Source organism: Streptomyces sp. NPDC101181, from assembly GCF_044767975.1.
In the GTDB taxonomy this organism is placed as follows: Bacteria; Actinomycetota; Actinomycetes; order Streptomycetales; family Streptomycetaceae; genus Streptomyces.
Genome location: NZ_JBIWOX010000006.1, coordinates 168823 through 191091 on the forward strand (window position 1 = coordinate 168823; position 22269 = coordinate 191091).

Here is a 22269-nt window from a genome sequence, read left to right on the forward strand (position 1 = left end):
CTTCTCACGGTGGCCGGGGAGAGTGCTGCGGCGCAGGTCACGAGAGGGTGCGAACAGCCCACCGCCCACCGAGCCCGGCGATCCGTGGGCCGGCGGGCATCTCGCCGTCGTGGACCGGTGATACCGGGTGGGGCGTCGCCAGTTCGGGCGGCAGGCGGTTTCGTTGACACCGGAGCCGCCTCGTGTTTGCATCCCGGCATGGCGATGCCCCAGCCGTTGACGCGCCGCAGGACCGTGGATCTCCTCCGCGTTGCCGCCGCGCTCTGTCCGGTTGTCGGCTGACCTCTTCTCGTTCTCGCCCATCCGGCCCGATGCGGGCCGGTTCCTTTCGTGCGCCCCAGCCCGTGACTCCCCTGAGATGACGAGGAATCTCCATGCCTGCTGACGTGTCGAACTTCCGGACGAGTGACGAAGTCGCCTACGACCGAACACGGTTGCGGCAGTGGCGAGAGGGGAGGGCAGGGGCCCACGGGGTGAGCCGGCGGGCGATGCTGGGCCTGTTGGCCGCGGCCGGCTCGGCGGCCACGGTGCCGCTCACGGCTCCGGCGCGGGCGGTCGCCGCCGAGCCGACGATACGCAAGCCGCTGCCGCCGGAGTGGTTCGTCCCACGGGGGACGAACGCGGAGACGCGGTTCGAGGCGTTGCGGGGGACCGGGCACACGACGCCGAACGAGCGGTTCTTCGTCAGGAACCACACCTTCACGCCGGTGCTCGACGCGGGTGAGTGGCGGCTGAAGGTCTGGGGGAGCGGGCTGCGGGGCCGACGCGGGGAGGACCGGCCGTTGGAGTTCGGGTACGACGACCTGCGGCGGCTGCCGTCGACCACGCGGACCGCGTTCGTCGAGTGCGCGGGCAACGGGCGCAGCTTCTACGCGAGCCAGCAGGGCGAGACGGTGACGGGCACGTCGTGGACGCTCGGAGCGATCGGGGTGGCGAGGTGGCGCGGGGTGCGCCTCGGGGACGTACTGTGGCGGGCAGGTGTGACCAGGTACGCCCAGGACGTCCAACCCCGTGGGCTCGACGCCGATTTCCTCACCAACGGCGAGAACCTGGGGCGGGTGCGGCGGCCGCTGCCGCTCGCCAAGGCACTGGACGACGTACTGCTCGCGTACGAGATGAACGGCGAGCCGCTCCCGGCCGACCACGGGTACCCGGTGCGGGTGGTGGTGCCGTCGTGGATCGGTATCTCGTCGGTCAAGTGGGTCGGCGATCTGGAGGTGTCGGAAGAACCCCTGTACTCGCCGTGGAACACGACGCTGTACCGGCTGTTCGGGCCCGCGCATCCGCCGGAGGGCAGCGCACCGCTCACCCGGCAGACCCTCAAGAGCGCCTTCGAGGTGGCGAGCGGGGCCACGTTCCCGCAGGGTGTGCGGACGAGGCTGCACGGCCGTTCGTGGTCCGGCGCGGGCGCCGTCGTGAAGGTCGAGGTCAGTACCGACGGCGGTGAGCGATGGCGGCGCGCCCGGCTGCACGACGTGCCGCGCGCCGACGTCTGGACACGCTGGTCGCTCGACTGGCGTCCCGGCGCACGGGGCCCGGCCACCCTGCTCGCCCGCGCCACCGACGCCCGCGGCCGTACCCAGCCCACGACATCGGTGCCGAACACGCAGGGCTACCTCTTCGACGCGGTGGTCCGGCACCCGGTCACGGTGGTGTGAGCGACGGTGCGGGCGACCGTCGGGCCCGCTTCGCCGGGCGGGGCAGTGGCCGGAGGGCCGGAGTGGTTCCGTCCCTCCGGCCACCGATCCCTCAGCGGTGCGGCCGAGCGATGGTGCCGTCGTGCGTCAGCACCGGGTGTCGACCGCGTCGATCTTCGTGCCGAAACCCTGGTCGTAGCGGGTGGCGTAGTGGCCGCTGCTCACCGTGCGGCACACCTTCTGGCCGCCGCTCCAGTCGATGAAGCCGCCGGCGCGGTTCGCGATGAAGGAGTAGGAGTGGTCGCGCCAGGCCGCGGGCAGGTCCTTGTAGCCGCTCGTCCAGGTGTACTTGACGCCGGTGTAGTTGACGCCCGTCCACAGGCAGATCGCGTTGCTCGCGCACTCGTCCATGGCCTGCGGGGGCGCCGCGTGGGCGGACTGCGTGGTGGACGCCGCGGCGAGGGCCATGACGCCCGCGACGAGCGCGGAGCGCAGGGGGTGGGTCGACTTCATCTCGGTCTCCTCGGTTGTTCCGGTACGGGTGTGGCAGTTGCAGGGGCAACCGTCGCGCACACCGTCCTCATGGCGTCCCCGTCCCGTCATCGCCTGCCGGACAGACCTGGCCGACGCTGTGTGATCGCTATGCTGCGCATCGGTGAGCACCGGCAGGGAGAGGGCCCCGAGGATGGAGTTCCAGGTGCTCGGGCCGCTGGAGGTCCGGGCCGGCGGTGACCGGTTGCCGGTGCCCGGAGCGCGCCGTCGGCGGCTGCTGGCGGGCCTGCTCACCGCCCCCAACTCCCCGGTGCCGCTGAGCCGGCTCATCGAGACGGTCTTCGAGGACGAGCCGCCCGGTACCGCCGTGAAGCAGGTGCGGAACTGCGTCTCGGTACTCCGGGAGCATCTGGACGACAGCGAACGGCGGCTCATCGTCACCGAGGAGTGCGGCTACCGGATCCGCGTCGGTGAGAGCCAGCTCGACGCGCTCCGGTTCACCGCCCGGCTGGCCGACAGCCGCCGCCACGCGGACGAGGGCCGACTGGACCAGGCGGTCCGGGTGATCCGGTCCGCCCTGGCCCTGTGGCGTGGACCCGCGCTCGACGGGCTGGGAGGCGCGACGCTGAGCGGACCGGCCGCCCGGCTGGACGAGCAACGGCTCGCCGCGCTGGAACTCTGTGCCGGGTGGCGGCTGGAGCTCGGGCAGCACGGGGACGTCGTCGACGAACTCAGCGGCCTCGTCTCGGAGAACCCGCTGCGCGAGGGACTGCACGCGCAGTTCATCACCGCGCTCGACCGGTGCGGCCGCCGCGCGGAGGCCCTGCACGCCTTCCACCGCCTCAGCACGTCCCTCGCCCACGAGCTGGGCGTCGGCCCCGGAGCCGGTCTGCGGCGACTGCACGAGCAGATCCTGGCCGGGGATTCCCAGCCGTCCCGGACACGGTCCAGGCGTCCCGGCGGGGCCGTGTCCGGGACGGCTGGGTCCGTGCCCGCGCCCCGTCCTCCTGCGGCTGTCGCCCCCTCCGTCCCCCGGCAACTACCGCACACCATCCGCGACTTCACCGGTCGGGAGGGGCATGTGGAGGCGCTCGACGCCCTCCTGCCGCCGTGCGGACAGGAACCCGGCAGCGGCCGGGCGGTGGTGATCTCCGCACTCGACGGCTCGGGCGGCGTGGGCAAGACGACCCTCGCCGTGCACTGGGCCCACCGGGTCCAGCACCGCTTCCCCGACGGAACGCTCCACACCGACCTGCGGGGGTACGGCCCCGGCAGGCCCGCCACCCCCGACGAGGTCCTCGAAGACTTCCTCGTCGCGCTCGGCGTCCCGCCGGCGGCCGTACCTGCCGGAACCGGCGCCCGCTCAGGGCTCTTCCGCACCATGCTGGCCGGACGCCGCGTGCTCATCGTGCTGGACAACGCGTGCGCCGCCGAGCAGGTGAGGCCGCTGCTGCCGGGAACAACCGGGTGCATGGTGCTGGTGACCAGCCGCGACAGCATGAGCGGTCTGGTGGTCACCGAAGCCGCCCACCGGCTCACCCTCGACGTGCTGCGCCCCTCGGAGGCGGCGGCCCTGGTCATCGGCGTCATCGGTCCTCGGCGGGCCGCGGCGGAACCCGCCGCCGTCGACGGTCTCGTCCGTCTGTGCGCCCGGCTGCCGCTGGCCCTGCGGATCGCCGCCGGACGTGCCGCCGCCCACCAGCACCTCGCGCTCGCCGACATCGTCGCCGAGCTCATGGAAGAGAACTCCGCCCTCGACGCGCTGAGCCGGGACCAGGATCCCCGCGCGGCGGTCCGCTCCGTGTTCGCCTGGTCCTACGACCGGCTGACCCCACCGCAGGCCCACCTCTTCCGGCACCTCGGCCTGCACCCGGGCCCGGACATCTCCACCGCCGCGGCGGCGGCCCTGGTCCACCTCCCGCCACGCGAGACCCGGGTGCTCCTCGACGCGCTGGCCGACGCCCATCTCATCGTACCGGTCGCTCGCGACCGGTACCGCTTCCACGACCTCCTGCGCGCGTACGCGGCCGAGCTCACCCACCACCGCGACCCCCGGGAAGACCGCCACCGCTCCCTCGAAGCGGTCCTCACGTGGTACACCCACACCGCCCACTCCGCCGACCGCCACGTCTACCCGACCTGCACCCGCCTGACGACCGGCCTCCCCGCGCCGCTTCACCCCCACCCCCTGAACGACCGGGACCACGCCTGGACCTGGCTCACCGCCGAGCGGACCAATCTCGTCGCCGCGCTCCACCACGCCGTCGACCACGGGCTGGACGACCACGCCGTGCACCTCATCGACGCTCTCGGATTCCTCGTCCTCACGGGCGCCTGGGAGGACCGCATCGCCACCGCCACCGCGGCCCTCCGAGCGGCGAGGCGTACCGGCCGGCGCGAACACGAGGCCAACGTCCTGCTCGCCCGCGGAGAGGCACTGGCCCACCTGCGGCGTCCCGAGGCCGAGCCCGACCTGACCCGCGCGGCCGGCCTGGCCCGGGACGTCGGCGACATCCACCTCCAGATCGCCGCCCGCACCGAGCTCGGCCAGGTCAAACGCCTCCAGAACCAGCTCACCGAAGCTCTGCGGCACTTCGAGGAGGTCCTGGCCCTCAGCCGCGGATTCGGCCCCGGACGGTGGGAAGCGGTCGCGGAGGGCAACCTCGCCGACCTCCACGCCGACCTCGGCAACCACCACCAGGCCATCAGCCACGGCACACGCAGCGCGCGCCTGCGCCGCCTCATCGGCGACACCGACGGAGAGGCATGCGCCCTCGCGGTCGTCGCCCGCGGCCGGCAGGGCACGGGCGACCACCACGCGGCACTCGTCCACGGCCGGCGCGCGGTCGAACTCGGGCGGGCGTCGATCGGCTGCCACGACGCGACACTCGCCCGGCCCCTCGCGGTCCTCGCCACCTCGCTGCACCACCTCGGGTACGCCGCCGAAGCCGCCGCCTGCTGGCAGGAGGCCGCCGGGATCTACACCGACCGGGGAATGCACGCCGACGCCGACGCGATGCGCCGGCACATCCGGGAGAACACCCGCTCGCCCGACGGCAGCCCGCATCTGGGTACCTGAGCAGCGGTCGCCGCTGACCGGACGGGGTCGCGCCCGACGCGGACCGGCCGTCCGTGATCCGCGTACCGCACCCGCGTGCGACCCGTACAGGTCCGGCATCGCGTCCACCCTCCTGACGCTCAAGCAGCCCGGCGGCGAGGCCTCCGGCCCCCGCCTCCTCCACCGGGCCCGCGCTGACGCCTTCGCCAACCCCCCTTCTTCGCACGGCAGATGATCGATAAGGTCGGAGGACTGTCCGTGCGGTCGTCGCCGGGAGCCGCGGCTCGACCGCCGACGGCGCAGCGCGACGTACGACCGCGCCGTCTCCTCGCCCGAGCGTGCGCGAGGGCGGCTCCCCAGGTGAGGAAAGAGGTACCACTGGTGCGCGGAGGCAGCATCGCCGTGGTCGGAGGCAGCATCGCGGGATGCGCGGCGGCCCTCGCCGCGGTCCGCGGAGGCGCCGAGCGGGTCACGGTGCTGGAGAGGGCCGACGCCGAACTCCGGGACCGCGGCGTCGGGATAGCCCTCCAGGCCGACCGGTACGAGGAGTTGAGAGCGGCCGGTTACGTCACCCCGGAGATGCCCTGGGCGCCGCTGACCCGACGGGTCTGGAGCGCGCGGGACGGCGACGCGGAGTACGGCCGGGCCGTGGGCGAGCAGCCCTTCCCCTTCCGTGCCTACAGCTGGGGCTCGCTCTGGAGCGAACTGCGCCGCCGGGTCCCCGAGAACGTCGACTACCGCTCCGGCGCGGTCGTCACCACCGTGGAGGCGGACACCGACGGTGCGTCGGTGGTCTTCGGCGACGGGCGGCGGGAACGTTTCGACCTGGTGATCGGCGCGGACGGATACCGCTCCGTGGTACGCGAGGCGATGTTCCCCGGCGCGCGACCGGCATACGCCGGATACGTCGGCTGGCGCGGCACCTCGCCGGACGTGACGGGCCTGCCCTCCGAGGGCCGCGACGCGCACAACATCGTCTTCCCCGGCGGCCACTGCATGATCTACCGGATCCCGGACGGGAAGGGCGCTCACGTACTCAACTGGGTGCTCTACACCAGCCCTCCGCGGATCGACGGCCTCCACCCCGACCTGCGCACCCCCACCTCCCTGCCGCCAGGCCGGCTCACCTCCGAGCTCACCGGGCACCTGCGCGCCCTGGTCGCCGACCACTTCCCGCCGTTCTGGGCGGCCAAGGTCCTCAGCACCCCCGCCGGCACGACGTTCATCCAGCCGATCTACGACCTGGAGGTACCGCACTACACCTCCGGGCGGCTGGCCCTCGTCGGCGACGCGGCGAGCGTGGCCCGTCCCCACATAGGCGGCGGCAGTGTCAAGGCGCTCCAGGACGCCACGGCGCTGGAGGCCGCCTGGCGGGACGGCGGAAGCTGGAAGGAGATCCTGGAGAGCTACGACACCCGGCGCGGCCCGGTCGGAGCGGCCATGGTCGCCCTCGCCCGCCGGATGGGCGCCACGCAGGTGGAGCGGACCCCCGACTGGTCGTCGATGGAGCAGAGCCGGTTCGACGCCTGGTGGCGGGATCAGAACCAGGGCTCCGACGGCCGCAGCGGATTCGGCGGCCACAGCATGAAGCCCGCGGACGGCTGAGGGCGGGGCCCGGACGGTCACCCGCCCCCGGCCCCGGGCGGAACCGCCTCAGCGCGGCGCCGGAGCCAGTTCGAGCGCCGCCCGCAGCACGGAGTCGTCGCCGCGGGCGGTCTCTCCGTCCACCCGCAGCGTCACCCGGCCGGAGGTGAGGACGGTGACCGTGTGCGCGCACCTCGCGGCCTGCGCCGGACTGGGGGAGACCAGGAGGACCGCGATGCCCTCGGCGGCGAGGATCTCCACCAGGTCGTGGACCTGCCGGACGAGTGCGGGCGCCAGCCCCTCGGTCGGCTCGTCGAGCAGCAGCACGCGGGGCGAGCCGAGGAGAGCGCGGGCCAGCGCCAGCATCTGCTGCTCGCCGCCGGAGAGGTCGCTGCCCCGGTTGCCGCGGCGCTCGCCCAGCCGGGGCAGCAGTTCCAGGACCCGGGCCGGGGTCCACACACTGGGCCGGGTGGTGTCCCCCCGGGCCGGCGGACGGTAGGACAGCCGCAGGTGCTCCTCGACGGTGAGCCCGGCGAAGACCCGGCGGCCCTGCGGTACGAGACCGATCCCGGCGCGGGCGGCCCGGTGCGTCGGGCGGCCCGCCGTCTCGCGGCCGTCCAGGCGCACGGACCCCGCGCTCGGGCGGACGAGCCCGGCGACGGCGTGCACCAGGGTGGTCTTCCCGGCGCCGTTGTGCCCGACGACCGCGTGCACGGTTCCGGCGGGAACCGACAGGTCCACCCCGTGCAGGACGGTGCCGCCGTGGTAACCGGCGCTCAGGGCGTTCAGTTCGAGCATCGGGGATCTGTCATCCTCTCGTCTCCGCGGCGGCCACCTTGTCGGCACCGGCCGGAGGGCCGCTGTCCGCGGCGGTCGCGGCCGCGGTGCCGTTGTACGCCTCACGGACCCGCGGGTCCGTGAGGGCCTCGCGCGTCGGCCCGGTCACCAGGACCCGGCCCGCGGCCAGCACCGTCACCGTGGAGGCCAGTTCGGCGACCACCTCCACGTGGTGCTCCACGAGGATGACGGCGACGCTCGCGGGCAGCGCCCCGAGGACGCTGAGCAGGCGCTCGATGTCGACGTCGGTCAGTCCCGCCGCGGGCTCGTCCAGGAGCAGCAGCCGGGGCGCTCCGGACAGGGCGGCCGCGAGGTCCAGCATCCTGCGCTGCCCGTGGGAGAGCGTGTGAGCCGGGCGCCGCGCGAGAGGGGCCAGGCCCACGGTCTCCAGCCTGGCGAGGGCGGACTCGGTGTGCTCCCGGTAGCGGGAGGGGCTGCGCCAGGCGCCGCGACGGCGCGGGTGGTGCGGCCAGCCGGCCAGGGTGACGTTGTCGAGCACCGACAACTCCCCGATGACCACGGGGTGCTGGAAGCTCCGGGCGATGCCGAGGCGACTGCGCCGGTGCGGGGCCTTGCGCGTGACGTCCGCGCCGTCCAGGACGACCGTGCCGTGGTCGGGCCGGTCGGTGCCCGCGATGAGGTTGAGCAGGGTGGTCTTGCCCGCCCCGTTGGGGCCGATCACGGCGTGCCGGGCGCCCGGGGGCAACCGCAGGCTCACGTCGTCGACGGCGGTGAACGCGCCGTACCTGCGGGTGAGGGCCGACAGGTCGAGTACCGGCGACCCGGCGGCCGGTGCGGCTGTCATGGGGAGACCTTTCCGGCGGGCTGGGAGGCGGAGGCCGCGTCGGCCGGGGACACCGTGCCCGTGACGGGACCGTCGGCCGGGGCCGTCGCGGGGGTGCTCCGCAGACCGGCCAGACCGCGGGGCAGCAGGTAGACGGCGGCCACGAACAGGACGCCGAGCAGCAGGGGCCCGTGGCCGGGCCACGCACCAGCGAGCCAGTCCCGGGTGGCGACGATGAGCCCGGCCCCCAGCAGGGCGCCGACCACGGAGGTCGATCCGCCGATGACCACGGCGAGCAGGGCGAACGCCGCGATCTCGAATCCCACGTCGGCGGGTGAGAGGTACTGCTGGACGGTGACCATCAGCGATCCGCCGACCCCGGCCAGCGCCCCCGCGCAGACGTGGGCCACCAGCAGATAGCGTCCCACCGGGTGTCCGGAGGCGCGCATCCGCGCCTCGGCGCCCCGGGTGCCGGTCAGCAGCTTCCCCGCCGGGGAGCGCAGGACGAGCAGGGTGATGGCCACCGCGACGGTCGCGACCGCCAGCGCGTAGAGGTAGAGGTCGCTCTCGTCGGTCATTCCCTCCCCGCCCCAGAGCGCCTGGGTGGCCGGAAAGCCGACGAGACCGTCCGCGCCTCCGGTGACGGACTTCAGCTGGTTGACGACGGCGCCGGTCAGCTCGCCGATCGCCAGCGTGATCATGAGCACGGTGGTGCCGCGAGCCCGGATCACCGCCGGTCCGACGACGGCGCAGAACACCGCCGCGCCGATCGCGGAGAGGACGATCTGGACGGGACCGGAGGTCCACCCGGCGTCCGCCAGGTTGGCGGTCGCGTACGCGCCCACGGCGAAGGGCGCCGTCTGTCCGAGCGTCGGGAGCCCGGCGTATCCGGTCAGAACGGTGACGCTCACCGCGAGCAGTCCCAGCGCCAGGGCGGAGCCGGCCAGGGAGATGCTGTAGGCGTCGAGGACCCACGGCAGGGCGCAGAGCACCGCGAGCAGCACGAGCAGCGGAGCGGCCCGCCGCAGCCCGCCCCGGTCCGCGGCGGCGGTTCCCTGCACTCGGGCCACCGCCCGGCGGACCGCGATGAGCGTCCCGCCGACACCACTGCCCTCGTCGGACGGGCGGGTGCCGGGGTGGCCGGGTGCGTCCGCCCCGGGCGGGGCCACGGGCGGGCCGTCCGGCCCGCTCCGGTGGCGCAGTCGCACCGCGAGAGCACGGCGGAGCCGGTCCACCGGGTCCCGGGGGGCCTTCTGGCCGCCGTGCTCCGCCGCCGGTTCGGTGAACCGGGACCGCAGCACCAGCACCGCGGCCATCGCGGCGAACAGCAGGTACGGCGCCAGCCACGGCGCCAGGGAGACGCCGAGCGTCTGCACCTGGCCGACGGCGACCGCCGCGGCCAGGGTCGCCCAGAGCGAGCGCAGCCCACCGAGGACGACCACGACCAGGGAGAGCATCAGCACGTTCTCCGAGGTGCCGGGCCCCGGGCCCAGGATCGGGGCGCCGAGCACCCCGGCCGCCCCTGCCAGCGCACCGGCCGCCGCCAGGACTCCGGTGTGCACGGCCCGGGGGCTGAACCCGGTGGCTGCCAGCATCTGCGGGTCGTCGGCAGCCGCCCGGACCGCGGCCCCCATCCTGGTGCGGGTCAGCACCCAGGTGCCGAACGCGGCGAGCAGCACGGCCATCACGATGAAGCAGAGCCGGTAGGCGGGGTAGCGGTGCCCCAGCAGCATCACCGACGAGTCCAGGGCCTCGGGGACCCGGACGGGCAGTTCGTCCGCCCCGAAGATCTGGATGAGCAGATCGCCGCCGATCAGGGCCAGCCCGAACGTCAGCAGGGCCTGCGCCAGGTGCCCCCGCCCGGCCAGCGGAGCGGTCGCCGCCGCGAGCCCCGCCCCGGCCACGCAGGCGGCGGCGGTTCCGGCCGCCAGCCCGAGGACCAGCCCGCCCCAGGTGCCGTCGCTGAGGGACGCGCCGGTGTAGGCGCCGACCGCGTACAGCGCGCCGTGCGACAGGTTCAGCACGCCCGCGGTACCGAACGCGAGACTGAGTCCGGCGGCGACCACGAACAGCAGCAGCCCGAAGGCCACGCCGTCCACCGCCGGCACCAGATGGGCATCCAGCAGGTCCATGTCAGCTGCCGAGGGTCGCCAGGTCCTGGACCATCACGTTGGACAGCCGGGAGCCGTCCGGCCGCACCTGGCGCAGGTACCAGGTCTGCACCGGGGAGTGCGCCTTGTCGCCGAACTCCCAGGCGCCGCGCGGGCTGTCGATCTGCCCCAGCCCGGCGATGGCCTTGTTGATGGTCTGCGGCGTCACCTCGCCCTTCGCCGCCGCGTCGGCGATCGACTTGTCCAGCACGGCGGCCGCGTCGTACGAGGCCATCGCGTAGGTGGTCGGCAGGGTGTCGTGCGCGGCGGTCCAGTCGGCGGCGAACGTACGGTTCGCCTCGTTGTCCAGGTCCGGCGCGTAGTTCAGGACGGAGTAGATGTCCTCCGCCGCGGGACCCTGGGCCTGGAGCACGCTGCCCTCGGTCACGAAGGCCGTGTAGAGGGGCAGGTCGGCGATGTCCGACTGGGCGTACTGCTTGGCGAAGTCGATGGCGGCCTTCCCCGCGTAGAAGCAGTAGACCGCCTTGGCGTCCGTCTTGGCGATCTCCGCGAAGTACGGCATGAAGTTGGTCGTCTTCGGGAACGGCGTCCAGGTGGTCTTTCCGCCGGGGTTGGCGAGCTTCCCCTTGACCCGCTTGAACTCATCGGTGAAGCCCCGGAGTTCGTCGTAGCCGCCCTGGTAGTCCGGACCGATGGCGTAGACCGGTCCGTCGACCTTCTCCTTGATGTACGGAGCGATGGCCCTGCCCGGCTCGTCCGACAGGAAGCTCGTGGTCCAGACGTACTCGAGGTCCTTGACCGGGGGCCTGGCGTTCGACCCGAGCAACGGGATCTTCGCCTGCTGGACCAGGGGCAGCACCGCGTTGACCGACCCGCCGCCGACCAGGCCCGTCAGGACGTCCACCTTGTCCTTCTTGACCAGCTTGGTGGCGGCCGGGACCGCGGTGGGCGGCCCGTCGCCCTCGTCCGCGACGATCAGTTCGACCTCGCGGCCGCCCAGCTTGCCGCCGTGGGTGTCCAGATACAGCTTGAAGCCGTCGCGCAGTTCCGTGCCCACGGGCTCGTAGGTGCCCGAGAGGGAGGCCACCAGACCGACCTTGACGGTGCCGTCGCCCGAACCGGCGTCTCCGCTGCACCCGGTGACGGCGGCGAGGCCGAGGGCGAGGGCGGCGGCTCCCAACGGCCGGACTCTGCGGGGGAGATGGGATGTACGGAAGAACATGAGGACTCTCATCACATGAGGGGGACAGCGGGGTGGGTGCGCCGGCCGGCCGACGGCCGGCGGGGGCCGGGGACGCTCAGTGCGGAGAGGCGAGAGGGGAGTCGCGGATCTCCGGGGAGAGCGCGTCACCGACCTGGTTGATCAGCTCCGACATCAGATAGCTGACCTCGCCGATGTCCGCCTCGCGTGTCGTGGTGACGAGGAGCGAGGCGCCGTTGGAGATCGCCATGGAGAACAGGTATCCGCCCTCCATGGCGGTGAGGCTGTGCTCCACCGGGTCGGTCTCGGTCAACTGGGCGGCCGCGGAGAGCAGGTTGACGACTCCGGAGGCGATCGCGGCGAGCCGGTCGGCGTCGTCGCGTTCCACACCGGCGTAGGCCACGGCGAGTCCGTCCACGGAAACGGCGATGGCCCTGGTGACTTCCGGCAGCCGCTGGGTGAAGTTGCCCAGCATCCAGCTCAGGTCGGAGGGGGTGGTCATGTCTCGGTCCGTTCGGTGTCGTCCGGGGTGCTGCGCCCCCGGTGAAGCGTGCTGCGGTTGATCCCCTGGGTGTAGGCCGCCAGTACGTCGGAGACCTGCCGGGAGTTCCGGCGGCGCGGGGAGTGGTCGGCGGTGGCGCCGGGACGCCGCTCGGCGGTGCTCCGCTTCCCGGCGGCGGGCCACTGCTGGGGCGCCTTGCGCTGACGCAGCGGCAGCCCCGCGGAACTCGTGCCCGCGATCCGCGAGGCGGGTTCACCCGGGCCGGAGCCGGGGTTGGGGCCGAGGTCGGAGGGCACGGGGCCGCCGGACCGCGCGGGCGCCCGGGAGGCGGGTGCGGTGTCGCGGGCCGCCTCCCGCGGGTGGTCCGGGCCGCCGGGCGGACCGGGCGGCGCTCCGACCGCCACGGGCTGCCGGGGGGCCGGCCTGCGGGTCCGGCCGACGTCCTCCGCACCGAACGGGCTCTCCTGGAAGTTCTGGGCCAGGACGTTCGCGGGCAGCGTCACCTCGGCGATGGTGCCGGGCCCCGAGGAGTCGCGCAGCTCGACGACGATGCCGTGACGGGCCGCCAGCCGGGCCACGACGTGCAGACCCATGCTCCGCACGTCACCGATGTCCGTCTCGGGCGCCCGCAGGGCGCTGTTGAGCACGGCGCGGCGGTCGGCGGGGATGCCGATGCCCTCGTCGACGACCTGGACCACGGCCCGGTCCCACAGCCGCCAGACCGCGACCCCGACCCGCTTCTCCGGGGCCGAGTAGCGCGTCGCGTTGTCGAGGAGCTCGGCCAGGATGTGGGCCACGTCGTGCACGGCCCGCGCCGTGATCCCGATGCCCGCCTCGATCGCGCCCAGCGACACCCGCTCGAACTGCTCGATCTGCTGGGCGGCGGCCATGATGACGGTGGAGCATCCCGCGTCGTCCGGACGCACCCGGGCGTTTCCGTAACCGCCCAGCACCAGCAGGTTGTTGGTGTTGCGCTCCATGCGAATGGCGAGGTGGTCGAGTGCGAAGAGCGTCCTCATCCGGGCGGGATCGGCCTCGTCGCGCTGCACGGTGTCCAGCTCGGACACCATGACGGCGGTCATCCGTGCGCCCCGTCGTGCCACGCTCACCAGCGTCTCCGCCAACTGGACGCGGGCGTTGGCCTGTTGAGCGGCGAGCCGGACGGCCTCGTGGTGCACGGAGTTGAACGCCTCGCCGACCTCCCCGATCTCGTCCTCGCCGGTGATCCTGACCGGATCACCGGTCCGGCGCGCCACGTCCTCCGGCGAGGCCCCGCGCAGCGCCCCTGGCTGGGACAGCTCGCTCATCACGGCGGGCAGACCGGTGTGGGCGACCTCGTGGGCGGCGTTGCGCAGCTCGCTCAGCCGCCGGATCATGGCGCGTCCCAGCCGGATCGCGACGATGATGACCACGATCAGGGTCAGCACCACCAGGGCGATCTCCGCCACGGCGGTCCAGACGAGCACGGTCCGCGCGTCGGAGACCTTGGCGATGACGGCCTGGTCGACCCGCTCCTCGACCGAACGCAGCAGGTCACGGCGGTCCGCGGAGGCCTTCCGCCACTCCTGGGCGGTGACATCGATGTCCGTGCCCACCTCCGTGCGCCCGATCCGGTCCTCCAGCCGGCGGGCCTCCAGCGCCTTCGCACCCGAGAGCGTGCGCTCCAGCCAGGTCCGCCACTCGCCGGGACCGAGGTCGTACAGCGAACGGACGGACTCCGTGTAGCCGAGCCGCGTTCCGTCGAAGGTCCGCCGCGACGCAACCGTGAAGCCGCCCGCCGCCTGCGCTCTCATGACGGTGACCTGCTGTTGCGCCGCGTGCTCCGACGCCTCGGACAGGGCGGCGGCGGCCCGGATCCGGTCCGCGATGTCGGCGTCCACGCCATCCGCCTGGGCGATGCCGTCGCGGTAGTTGTTCAGGTCGGCGATGCCGATGCGGTAGCCGAAGGTGAGGGCCGAGATGGTGCCGGCGCCCGAGCGCGCCTGCGCCCGCAGCCCCGGTATCTCCTCGATGAACAGCTGGATGCGTTCCAGAGCTCCCCGGGAGCCGCCCGGCACTCCCGAGAGCCCGGTGGTCCGGTCCTGGAACGTGGAGATGCTCGCGTCCGTCGCCGCGCTGCGGGAGCGGAAGTCGTCGCTGTCACCCTGGTCGGCCGCGAGGACGGTCGCGGCGGCTCGCTCACGTTGCAGCTGGTAGGCCAAGTCGGTTGCCGCGTCAGCCGCTTGGACCATGGACGTCAGCCGGTCGGCCTGGAGGGTCTGCTGGGCCGCGGGCGCCAGGGCCAGCACCGAATAGGCGACGGCCACCGTGAGGGGCGCGCTGACGAGGAGGATGAGACGGCGGTTGATTTTCACTGCGCGGCTCCTAAGCGAGAACCGGCGCTCTGCGTCGATGGCACGGAGATACCTGTTAACGGATCGTGGGGGGCGTGCAGATCAGCGGGACACGAGGGCTGCCAGGGGCTGGTGATACCCCTGAGCCCAAGGCAGCGCGGCATGATCCTAGACAGACACGTGATCCGATGAACAGGGAAAGATGGCATTGGTGCGCAGAAAAGAGCACTCTTCAATCGACCTTGCTCACAAGTAGGTGCAAAGCGGGTAGCCGTCGAGAGGGATTTGTCTCGGAGGTGCGGGGGAGCGCACCGGCGATGCTGTGACGGCAACCCCCCGCCCCGACCGCCCTGTCCGACCGGAAGCCCGGCGTCCGCCCCTCCCGGGGCGGTGCGCGCGGCCGACGGGCCGGGCCGAGGAGCACGCTCCGTGACGACGATGGTGTCACCGCTCCGGCCCCAGCGACGCGGTGATGGCCGCGAGGAGCACGGGTGACGCGGTGAAGGAAAAGGAAAAGGAATAGCGCACTCCGCGGTGCCGTTCCCGTGGCATGAGAGAAACGATTGCGGTGGTGGCGGGCGCTTACGGTGGCCCGGAAGTTCTGTCGGTGGTCGACGTCGATGTCCCGGAGCCGGCCAAGGGCCAGGTGCGTGTCTCGGTCCGTGCGGCCGGGGTCAATCCCTTCGACCACAAGTCCTACAGCGGTGCCTTCGGCACCGACCCGAAGGCGCTGCCGGTGCGGCTCGGTGCCGAGGCGGCGGGCGTGGTGACCGCGGTCGGTGCCGGGGCGGTCGGGCCTGCGGGGCCGATCGCGGTGGGGGACGAGGTGATCACCTACGGTGCCCCGGGCGCCTACGCCACGGAGTTCGTCGTACCGGCCTCGACCGTGGTGCCGAAGCCTGACGGGCTGCCGTGGGAGCAGGCCGCCGGGCTGCTGGGGGCGGGCGTCACCGCCGTGCACGTCCTCGAAGCGATCGGCCTGAAAGCGGGGGAGACGGTGCTGATCCACGCCGCCGCGGGAGGGGTCGGGCTCATGGCCGTGCAGCTCGCGGTGGCTCGTGGCCTCACCGTCGTGGCCACCGCGAGCGAGCCCAAGCACGGGCTGCTGCGCGAGCTGGGAGCGGTGCCCGTGGCGTACGGGCCGGGACTGGAGGACCGGGTGCGCGAAGCGGCGCCGGGAGGTGTGGACGCGGCGGCGGACCTGGTCGGTACGGACGAGGCGGTGGACGTCTCCGTGGCACTGGTGCGGGACCGCTCGCGTATCACCACCATCGCGGGCTTCGAGCGAGGGGCGCGGGCCGGGATCAAACTGCTGGGGGGCGAGCCGGGCGCGGACCCCGGCACCGAGATCCGGCGGGCCGCCCGCCTCCAGCTCACCGAAGCCGCGGGGGCGGGTCGGCTGAAGGTGATGGTCGAGGAGAGCTACCCCCTGCGTGAGGCCGCCGCCGCGCACCGCAGGAGCATGGCGGGCCGCACCACCGGGAAGATCGTCCTGGTTCCGTGACGACGTGACGATTCCCTCCCGTACGTGGGAGGCGCGCCGCGCCGCGCCTCCCACGTACGGGACGAGGACGGCGGGGAGTGCGCCGGTCCGATCTCGGCCGCGCTCCTTGCCGCCGCCTCGCCGTCCCCTACCCCTTCACCCCCCTATTCCTCGTTCCGGTCGCTCCACTCGATGAGCGGGTGGAGAACGCCCATGAGGCTGACCCCTCGATCGGTGGGCAGGTAGGTGATCTGGACCGGCGTCGTCGGTACGACGACGCGCTCGATCAGTCCGTGACTCTCCAGCTCGCGCAGGCGCTGGGACAGCAGCTGGTTGGAGATTCCGGGGATCCGCGTCCGGTACTCGGAGAAACGGCGCGTCCCCTGCGTCGCGGCGAGCAGCACCGCGGCGCTCCACTTCCTGCCCACCGTCTCGACCGCACGCTGGAACTTGCGGCAGGTGTCCTCGTCGATGTGCCCGGAGTCCGTCTGTGGCTCGCGGCCGGTGTCGGTGGCGGAGCCGTGAGGCTGTCGAGAGGCGGTCATGCGGTCATGTTACGGGAGCTGGTCAGCATTGATGACCTGGTCATGTCGCGTTTGCCGTGCCTGGTCACCGGCATGCAGCCTGGAACCGGGCCATGCGGGCCGGGCCCACTCGGCGCCCGGGGATCAGCGGGCGCCCGCTGAGGCCGGACGTGTCGATCCGCCGACATCGCTCAGGGGCTCGCCAGTTGACCTGACCGTGCGGCGAGGCCCTGGGGCGGACCGGGAGCCCGGCGTGGGCGGGGCTTCCACCGGAGGCGTCGTCCACGCAGCAGACCTTTCCTGTGCACCACTCCGGAGGAACGCCATATGCCTGATTACGGACACCAGTTGTGGTTCGGCAGCTTCATCACCCCGGTGGCCCAGCCGGCCGCGGCGCCGGTCGATCTGGCCGTCACCTCCGAGCAGGCGGGACTCGACGTGGTCAGCTTCCAGGACCACCCCTACCAGTCGGCGTTCCAGGACACCTGGACTCTGATGGCGTATGCGGCGGCCCGTACCGAACGGATCCGGATCAGCGGCAACGTACTGAGTCTTCCGCTGCGGCCCCCGGCCGTGCTCGCCCGCGCGGCCGCGAGCCTGGACAGGCTCACCGGCGGCCGGGTCGAACTGGGCATCGGCGCCGGTGCGTTCTGGGACGGCATCGTCGCGATGGGCGGCCGACGGCTCCAGCCGGCCCAGGCCGTACAGGCGGTGGAGGAGGCCGTACGCGTGATCCGGGGGCTGTGGGCCACCGACGAGCCGGGGCCGCTGCGGATCGAGGGCGACTTCTACTCGGTGAACGGCGCGAAGCGAGGACCCGCGCCCGCCCACCCGATCCCGATCCGCATCGGCGCCTACAAGCCCCGGATGCTCCGGCTGACCGGCCGGATCGCCGACGGCTGGCTGCCCTCCCTGGGGTTCCTGCCGGACGGCCCCGCGTCCCTGGAGACGATGAACCGGCAGATCGACGAGGCCGCTTCGGACGCCGGCCGTGAACCCGCGGAGATCAGCCGCCTGCTCAACGTCACCGGCCGCTTCACGACCGGCAGCGGCGGCGGCCTGCTGGAGGGCACTCCCGACGACTGGGCGGAACAGCTCGCCGGGCTTGCCCTGCGGTACGGCGTCTCCGGATTCATCCTCGCCTCGGACGAACCTTCCGACCTGAACCTGTTCGGCCGCGAGGTCGCCCCACGCGTCCGCGAACTCGTCCGGATCGAGCGCGCGGGATGACCTCGACCGTCCCCGACCACACCCCTGCTCCGGCCCCGGCGGCCGCGGGGCGGCGGCAGCTGTTCGGCCGTCACGAGGAGACCGCGGCGCTCGACGAGCTGCTGTCCCGGGCCCGCGGCGGGGCCGGAGGCGGGCTCGTGCTGTGGGGCGAGCCGGGCATCGGCAAGTCGGCGCTGCTGAGCTACGTACGCGAACAGGCCGCGGACTTCCTGCCGCTGACCCATACCGCTGTGCGGTCCGAGTCCGACCTGGGCCATGCGGGGCTGCACGGTCTGCTCCGACCGGTGACCAGGCGCGCCGGGTCACTCGCCGCGCCCCATTCCGCCGCACTGCGCGCCGCGCTCGCGGGGAGCGACGAGCCGACGGACCGCCTCGCGGTGGGATCGGCGGCGTTGTCCCTGCTGTGCGGACTCGCCGAGCGGCAGCCCGTGCTCCTCACGCTGGACGACGCCCAGTGGCTCGACGCCCCCACCGCCTCAGTGCTGGGCTTCGTCGCCCGGCGGGTCCGGGAGCACCCGGTGGTGGTCGTGATCGCCGATCACAGCGATCCGGCCGCCCGTCCCTGGGAGGGCATCGGCCAGCTGCGCGTGAGGGAGCTCACCGAGGTGAGCGCCAGGCGGCTTCTGGCGTCCGCGGCACCCTGGGCCGAGGAGGCCACGCTTCGCGCCATGACCGGGGAAGCGGCGGGCAACCCCTTGGCCCTGCACGAGACGGCCTCACTCAGGGCCGACGCCAGCGGCGAGATCAGCACCGGCGTCAACGGCGACACCACCACCGGCATCGGCGACGGCGGTGAGGCCGACCGCCACGGGACGCACGAGGGGCCGCCGTACGTCGGGCCACGGCTGCGGCGCGCCTTCCGCTCGGGAATCGAAGCCCTCAGCGCCTCGGCGCGGTTATTGACCGTCCTCACGGCGGCCGAGGAGCACGGCAGCCGCGACACGGTACGACGAGCCGGCTACGCCTCGGGGGCCGACGACGCCGCCTGGGAGGAGGTGACCGACGCGGGCCTGGTGCGCGCCGACGGCGATCGCGTCGGCTTCCGGCACCCCTTGGTGAGGAGAGCCGTCTACGAGGGCTGCCGCGCCGCGGTGCGGGAGCGGGCCCACCGGGCTCTGGCCGCGACGCTGCCCGAGACGGCGGAGGAGCGGGCCTGGCACCTCGCCGCCGTCACCCACGACCCGGACGACGGCGTCGCGACGCTACTGGAGCGGTCCGCGGTCCGCTTCCGGCTCCGTGGGGACACCGAGGCGGCGGCACGCGCGCTGCTGCGTGCGGCGGACCTCTCGATCACGCCGGTCGCCGCGGCGCACCGACGTGCCGCGGCGGCCAGGGCCGCGTGGGATTCCGGCTGGGCGACCACGGCGCAGCGCCTGCTCGACGAGGCCGAACAGCGTGCTCCCGGAGCTGACACGGCCTCGTACAGCCGGGGTCTGCGCGGGGTCGTCGAATTCGCCCGGGGCACACCCGAGCAAGCCCATCGCTACCTGACCGCCGACATGGGCCGAGTCCCGGATCCGGCCACCTCCGAGCGACTGGGCACTCTGGCCGCGCACGCCGCCTGGTGCGCCGGACGCGCCGATCTGGCGGCCGGAGCGCTTGAGCTCCTGGTGGCGCGGGCCCCTGAGAGCCGGACCGAGCCGCCTGGCCCGTCGGCCGGGCGGAACGGCGTCGCGCCCGGTGACGCGGGAGCGGCGGACGAGGCGGAGGCCGGTGACGCCCTCGCGTGGACCCGCACCGCCGCGGCGCCGTCGCTGCCCCCCGTAGCCCTCGGGCTCGCCTGGGGAATCGAGAAGCGGATGCGGGACGCCCTGCGCTCCCACCTGCCCCACCTGCGGCAGGGGTACGGGCGGGCTCAACTCGGCCTCGCCGTGGCCCTGGCGCAGACCGCGACGCTGGACATCGTCGCCGGGCGGTGGGCGGAGGCGGAGTCCTCGGCCGCCGAGGGACTGCGGCTCGCCGAGGCGATGGGAGCCGACCACGTGGCCTCCTCCGGCCGGAACGGCCTCGGGTGGCTCGCCGCGCTCCGTGGCGAGCAGGACACGGTCGCGGAACTCACCGCCGAGACCCTGGAGACGTCACTTCCCCGGGGCGTACGGGCGTTGAGCGCGGCCGCGCAGTGGAATCGCGGTATGTCGTCGCTGTTCGCGGACCGTGCCGACGAGGCGCTGGCGACACTGCTGTGTCTGTCCGAGCCCGGCCACGGCGCGCGGCACCCGACCTTCGCGCTGCTGGCCGCCCTCGACACCGCCGAGGCGGCCGTACAGACCGGGAGGCGCGATGTCGTCAAGGCGCAGGCCCACGCGTTGGAGGCCTGGGCGCGCCGCACCGGGGCACCCTGGGCCCGCGCCAGCGCCCAACTCACCCACGCGCTCCTCGGAGACGTCGACCCGGAGACGTCCTTCCGCGGCGCGCTCGACGTCCCGGGCGCTCGATCACACCCGCTGCTCCACGCCCGGGCCCAGTTGCTGTACGGCGAGTGGTTGCGACGCGACCGACGACGGCTGGACGCGCGCCTCCACCTCGACGGCGCCATCACCTCCTTCGCGCGGCTCGGGGCGGACCCGTTGCGCCGACGGGCGCAGCGGGAGCGGGAACTCACCGGACCGCCGGGACGCCCGGCAGGCCGGAGGGCCCACCAGATCAGACCTCTCACCTCCCAGGAACGGCGCGTCGCCCAGCTGGCGGCCGGGCACCTGACCAATCGCGAGATCGCCCTGCGCCTGCGGATCAGCCCCCGCACCGTGGGCCACCACCTCAGGAACGTCTTCGGGAAACTCGGCATCAACAGCCGGACGGAACTGAGCCGGACACACCCCGGGCACTGAACCGCGGTGGCGGCGCGGACGCGCGACGCGTTCGCCCCACCCGGGCCCCGTCCGCCCCACGGATCCGCGTCCCGCCGACTTCCCCGCCCGCCTTTCCCTCGACTCCCCCCGGCGAACTCCCGCGCGGCTCTCCCGCGCCTTGACCCCTGTGCCGGTGTCCCACACCGCACCGACCCCTTCCCACCGACGCACGACGACAGGTCACCCATGCCCACCACCGAAAACCTGCCCCACGCCCCGCACTACATCGACGGGACCTGGCACGAGTCCAGCGCCCGCGGTCAGTCCCGCAATCCCGCCACGAACGAACTGCTCGGCACGTTCGCCGACGGCGGCGCGCAGGAGGCGAGGCTGGCCGTAGCAGCGGCCCGACGCGCCTTCGACTCCACCGCGTGGTCCCGGGACCGCTACCGGCGCGCCTCGGCGCTGACCGAACTGGCGGACGGGCTCGAACGCCGCGCGGACGAACTGATCTCCCTGCTGGCACGGGAGAACGGGAAGACCAGTTCCGAGGCGGCCCTCGAAGTCACCGGAGCCATCGCCAAACTCCGCTACTACGCGGCGCTCGCCGTCACCGACCACGGGCGTGCGGCGGAAGTGCGCCCCGGCGTGTACTCGATGACGCTGCGCGAAGCCGCCGGTGTCGTCGGCGTGATCGTGCCGTGGAACTCACCGGTCATCCTCGCGGTGCGCTCGTTCGCACCGGCTCTGGCCGCGGGCTGCACGGTCGCCATGAAGATGCCCGCACAGACCGGCCTGGTCAACGGCGTTCTGAGCGAGGTCGTCGCGCGGACTCCGAGCCTCTCCCCCGGGGTGGTGAACGTGTTCACCGAAAGCGGGAACTCCGGCGCCCCGGAGATCGTCGCCGCCCCCGAGGTGGACGTCATCAGCTACACCGGCTCCACGGCGGTCGGCCGCGTGATCGCGGAACAGGCCGCTCCGACGCTGAAGGCGCTGTCCCTGGAACTGGGCGGCAAGACCCCGATGATCGTGTTCGACGACGCCGACCTGGACGCCGCCGTCCCCGTACTCGTGAAGGCCGTCACCACGTTCGCGGGACAGTTCTGCATGACGGGCAGCCGGGTGCTGGTCCAGCGCGGCGCGGCCGACGAACTCCGGCGACGGCTCGTCGCGGCGTTCGGAGCGGTTCGGACCGGGCCCGGCGACGACCCCGCGAGCGAGATGGGCGCCATGATCGACGAGAGCAACGCCCGGCGCGTCGAGGAGACCGTGGCCGCCGCGGCGGAGTACGCCACCGTGCTCGTACGGGGCGAACGCGATCACGCGCTTCTGGGCCCCTCCCTGATCGAGGTCGTCGACGTCTCCGCGCCGATCGTGCAGCGAGAGGTCTTCGGACCGGTTGCCACCTTCGAGGTCTTCGACTCGGAGGACGACGCCGTCGCCCGTGCCAACGCCACCGAGTTCGGTCTCGCGGCGAGCGTCTGGACCCGTGATGCCGACCGCCCCCTGCGCGTGGGCCGCGAGCTGCGGTGCGGGACCGTGTGGACCAACACCTGGGCCGTGATCCACGACCAGTTCGAGGAAGGGGGCTTCAAGCAGTCGGGAGTCGGCCGCCTGAACGGGGTCCGCGGGATCGAGGAGTTCCAGGAGACCAAGCACCTCGTCCACGCCGCACCGCGGCGCTGACCGGCTCGACGGCATCCG

At 73.4% G+C, this 22269-nt stretch carries 15 protein-coding genes; 7 read left to right on the forward strand and 8 right to left on the reverse strand.

Annotated elements, in window-relative coordinates; translation table 11 throughout:
• Positions 1–374 precede the first annotated feature (374 nt).
• Positions 375–1658, forward strand: a complete 1284-nt coding sequence (locus ACIRRU_RS11890; RefSeq protein WP_403678937.1) for a sulfite oxidase — start codon at positions 375–377, stop codon at positions 1656–1658.
• Positions 1659–1784: 126 nt separating this feature from the next.
• Here ACIRRU_RS11890 and ACIRRU_RS11895 read toward each other — a convergent pair whose 3' ends face one another.
• The gene (locus ACIRRU_RS11895) at positions 1785–2150 is read right to left on the reverse strand and encodes a peptidase inhibitor family I36 protein (RefSeq protein WP_403678939.1); all 366 of its coding nucleotides are present in this window, start codon (positions 2148–2150) and stop codon (positions 1785–1787) included.
• Positions 2151–2292: 142 nt separating this feature from the next.
• Between ACIRRU_RS11895 and ACIRRU_RS11900 the strand changes: the two genes are divergently transcribed.
• Positions 2293–5208, forward strand: a complete 2916-nt coding sequence (locus tag ACIRRU_RS11900) for an AfsR/SARP family transcriptional regulator (RefSeq protein ID WP_403678940.1) — start codon at positions 2293–2295, stop codon at positions 5206–5208.
• Positions 5209–5568: 360 nt separating this feature from the next.
• A complete protein-coding gene (locus ACIRRU_RS11905; RefSeq protein ID WP_403678942.1) occupies positions 5569–6792 on the forward strand; it encodes an FAD-dependent monooxygenase in 1224 nt (407 codons plus the stop codon).
• A 48-nt stretch (positions 6793–6840) separates the two neighbouring features.
• Here ACIRRU_RS11905 and ACIRRU_RS11910 read toward each other — a convergent pair whose 3' ends face one another.
• The 6 genes from ACIRRU_RS11910 to ACIRRU_RS11935 form a co-directional block, all read right to left on the reverse strand.
• Positions 6841–7569, reverse strand: a complete 729-nt coding sequence (locus ACIRRU_RS11910; RefSeq protein WP_363201729.1) for an ABC transporter ATP-binding protein — start codon at positions 7567–7569, stop codon at positions 6841–6843.
• A gap of 10 nt (positions 7570–7579) precedes the next feature.
• Positions 7580–8413 (reverse strand): ABC transporter ATP-binding protein, encoded by an 834-nt coding sequence (locus ACIRRU_RS11915; RefSeq protein ID WP_403678945.1) that lies wholly within the window; start codon positions 8411–8413, stop codon positions 7580–7582.
• The gene (locus ACIRRU_RS11920) at positions 8410–10524 is read right to left on the reverse strand and encodes an ABC transporter permease (RefSeq protein WP_403678947.1); all 2115 of its coding nucleotides are present in this window, start codon (positions 10522–10524) and stop codon (positions 8410–8412) included. The genes ACIRRU_RS11915 and ACIRRU_RS11920 overlap by 4 nt, the downstream gene beginning before the upstream one ends.
• 1 nt (position 10525) lies before the next feature.
• A complete protein-coding gene (locus tag ACIRRU_RS11925) occupies positions 10526–11725 on the reverse strand; it encodes an ABC transporter substrate-binding protein (protein WP_403678949.1) in 1200 nt (399 codons plus the stop codon).
• 76 nt (positions 11726–11801) lie between these two features.
• Entirely contained in the window at positions 11802–12206 is a 405-nt protein-coding gene (locus ACIRRU_RS11930) for a roadblock/LC7 domain-containing protein (RefSeq protein ID WP_363201725.1), read from the reverse strand.
• Positions 12203–14560, reverse strand: coding sequence for a nitrate- and nitrite sensing domain-containing protein (locus ACIRRU_RS11935; protein WP_403678951.1), 2358 nt, complete (start codon positions 14558–14560; stop codon positions 12203–12205). The genes ACIRRU_RS11930 and ACIRRU_RS11935 overlap by 4 nt, the downstream gene beginning before the upstream one ends.
• 550 nt (positions 14561–15110) lie before the next feature.
• Here ACIRRU_RS11935 and ACIRRU_RS11940 point away from each other — a divergent pair.
• Complete coding sequence (locus ACIRRU_RS11940) at positions 15111–16043, forward strand: zinc-binding alcohol dehydrogenase family protein (protein ID WP_403679139.1); 933 nt, start codon at positions 15111–15113, stop codon at positions 16041–16043.
• Positions 16044–16186: 143 nt separating this feature from the next.
• On the opposite strand, the gene ACIRRU_RS11945 is transcribed toward ACIRRU_RS11940, so the two are convergent.
• Complete coding sequence (locus ACIRRU_RS11945; RefSeq protein WP_403678952.1) at positions 16187–16567, reverse strand: winged helix-turn-helix transcriptional regulator; 381 nt, start codon at positions 16565–16567, stop codon at positions 16187–16189.
• Positions 16568–16873: 306 nt separating this feature from the next.
• On the opposite strand from ACIRRU_RS11945, the gene ACIRRU_RS11950 reads away from it, so the two are divergent.
• The 3 genes from ACIRRU_RS11950 to ACIRRU_RS11960 all read left to right on the forward strand — a co-directional run bounded on the left by ACIRRU_RS11950 (position 16874) and on the right by ACIRRU_RS11960 (position 22251).
• A complete protein-coding gene (locus ACIRRU_RS11950; protein WP_403678954.1) occupies positions 16874–17776 on the forward strand; it encodes an LLM class flavin-dependent oxidoreductase in 903 nt (300 codons plus the stop codon).
• The gene (locus tag ACIRRU_RS11955) at positions 17773–20604 is read left to right on the forward strand and encodes an AAA family ATPase (RefSeq protein ID WP_403678955.1); all 2832 of its coding nucleotides are present in this window, start codon (positions 17773–17775) and stop codon (positions 20602–20604) included. Before ACIRRU_RS11950 ends, ACIRRU_RS11955 begins: the two co-directional genes overlap by 4 nt.
• Before the next feature lie 207 nt (positions 20605–20811).
• Entirely contained in the window at positions 20812–22251 is a 1440-nt protein-coding gene (locus ACIRRU_RS11960; protein WP_403678957.1) for an aldehyde dehydrogenase family protein, read from the forward strand.
• Positions 22252–22269: the final 18 nt, after the last annotated feature.

Excerpts from the sequence above, each read along its gene's own strand:
- ACIRRU_RS11890 (WP_403678937.1), top strand. The coding sequence starts at position 375 with ATGCCTGCTGACGTGTCGAACTTCCGGACGAGTGACGAAGTCGCCTAC.
- ACIRRU_RS11895 (WP_403678939.1), bottom strand. The coding sequence starts at position 2,150 with ATGAAGTCGACCCACCCCCTGCGCTCCGCGCTCGTCGCGGGCGTCATG.
- ACIRRU_RS11910 (WP_363201729.1), bottom strand. The coding sequence starts at position 7,569 with ATGCTCGAACTGAACGCCCTGAGCGCCGGTTACCACGGCGGCACCGTC.
- ACIRRU_RS11915 (WP_403678945.1), bottom strand. The coding sequence starts at position 8,413 with ATGACAGCCGCACCGGCCGCCGGGTCGCCGGTACTCGACCTGTCGGCC.
- ACIRRU_RS11920 (WP_403678947.1), bottom strand. The coding sequence starts at position 10,524 with ATGGACCTGCTGGATGCCCATCTGGTGCCGGCGGTGGACGGCGTGGCC.
- ACIRRU_RS11925 (WP_403678949.1), bottom strand. The coding sequence starts at position 11,725 with ATGTTCTTCCGTACATCCCATCTCCCCCGCAGAGTCCGGCCGTTGGGA.
- ACIRRU_RS11930 (WP_363201725.1), bottom strand. The coding sequence starts at position 12,206 with ATGACCACCCCCTCCGACCTGAGCTGGATGCTGGGCAACTTCACCCAG.
- ACIRRU_RS11945 (WP_403678952.1), bottom strand. The coding sequence starts at position 16,567 with ATGACCGCCTCTCGACAGCCTCACGGCTCCGCCACCGACACCGGCCGC.
- ACIRRU_RS11950 (WP_403678954.1), top strand. The coding sequence starts at position 16,874 with ATGCCTGATTACGGACACCAGTTGTGGTTCGGCAGCTTCATCACCCCG.
- ACIRRU_RS11955 (WP_403678955.1), top strand. The coding sequence starts at position 17,773 with ATGACCTCGACCGTCCCCGACCACACCCCTGCTCCGGCCCCGGCGGCC.
- ACIRRU_RS11960 (WP_403678957.1), top strand. The coding sequence starts at position 20,812 with ATGCCCACCACCGAAAACCTGCCCCACGCCCCGCACTACATCGACGGG.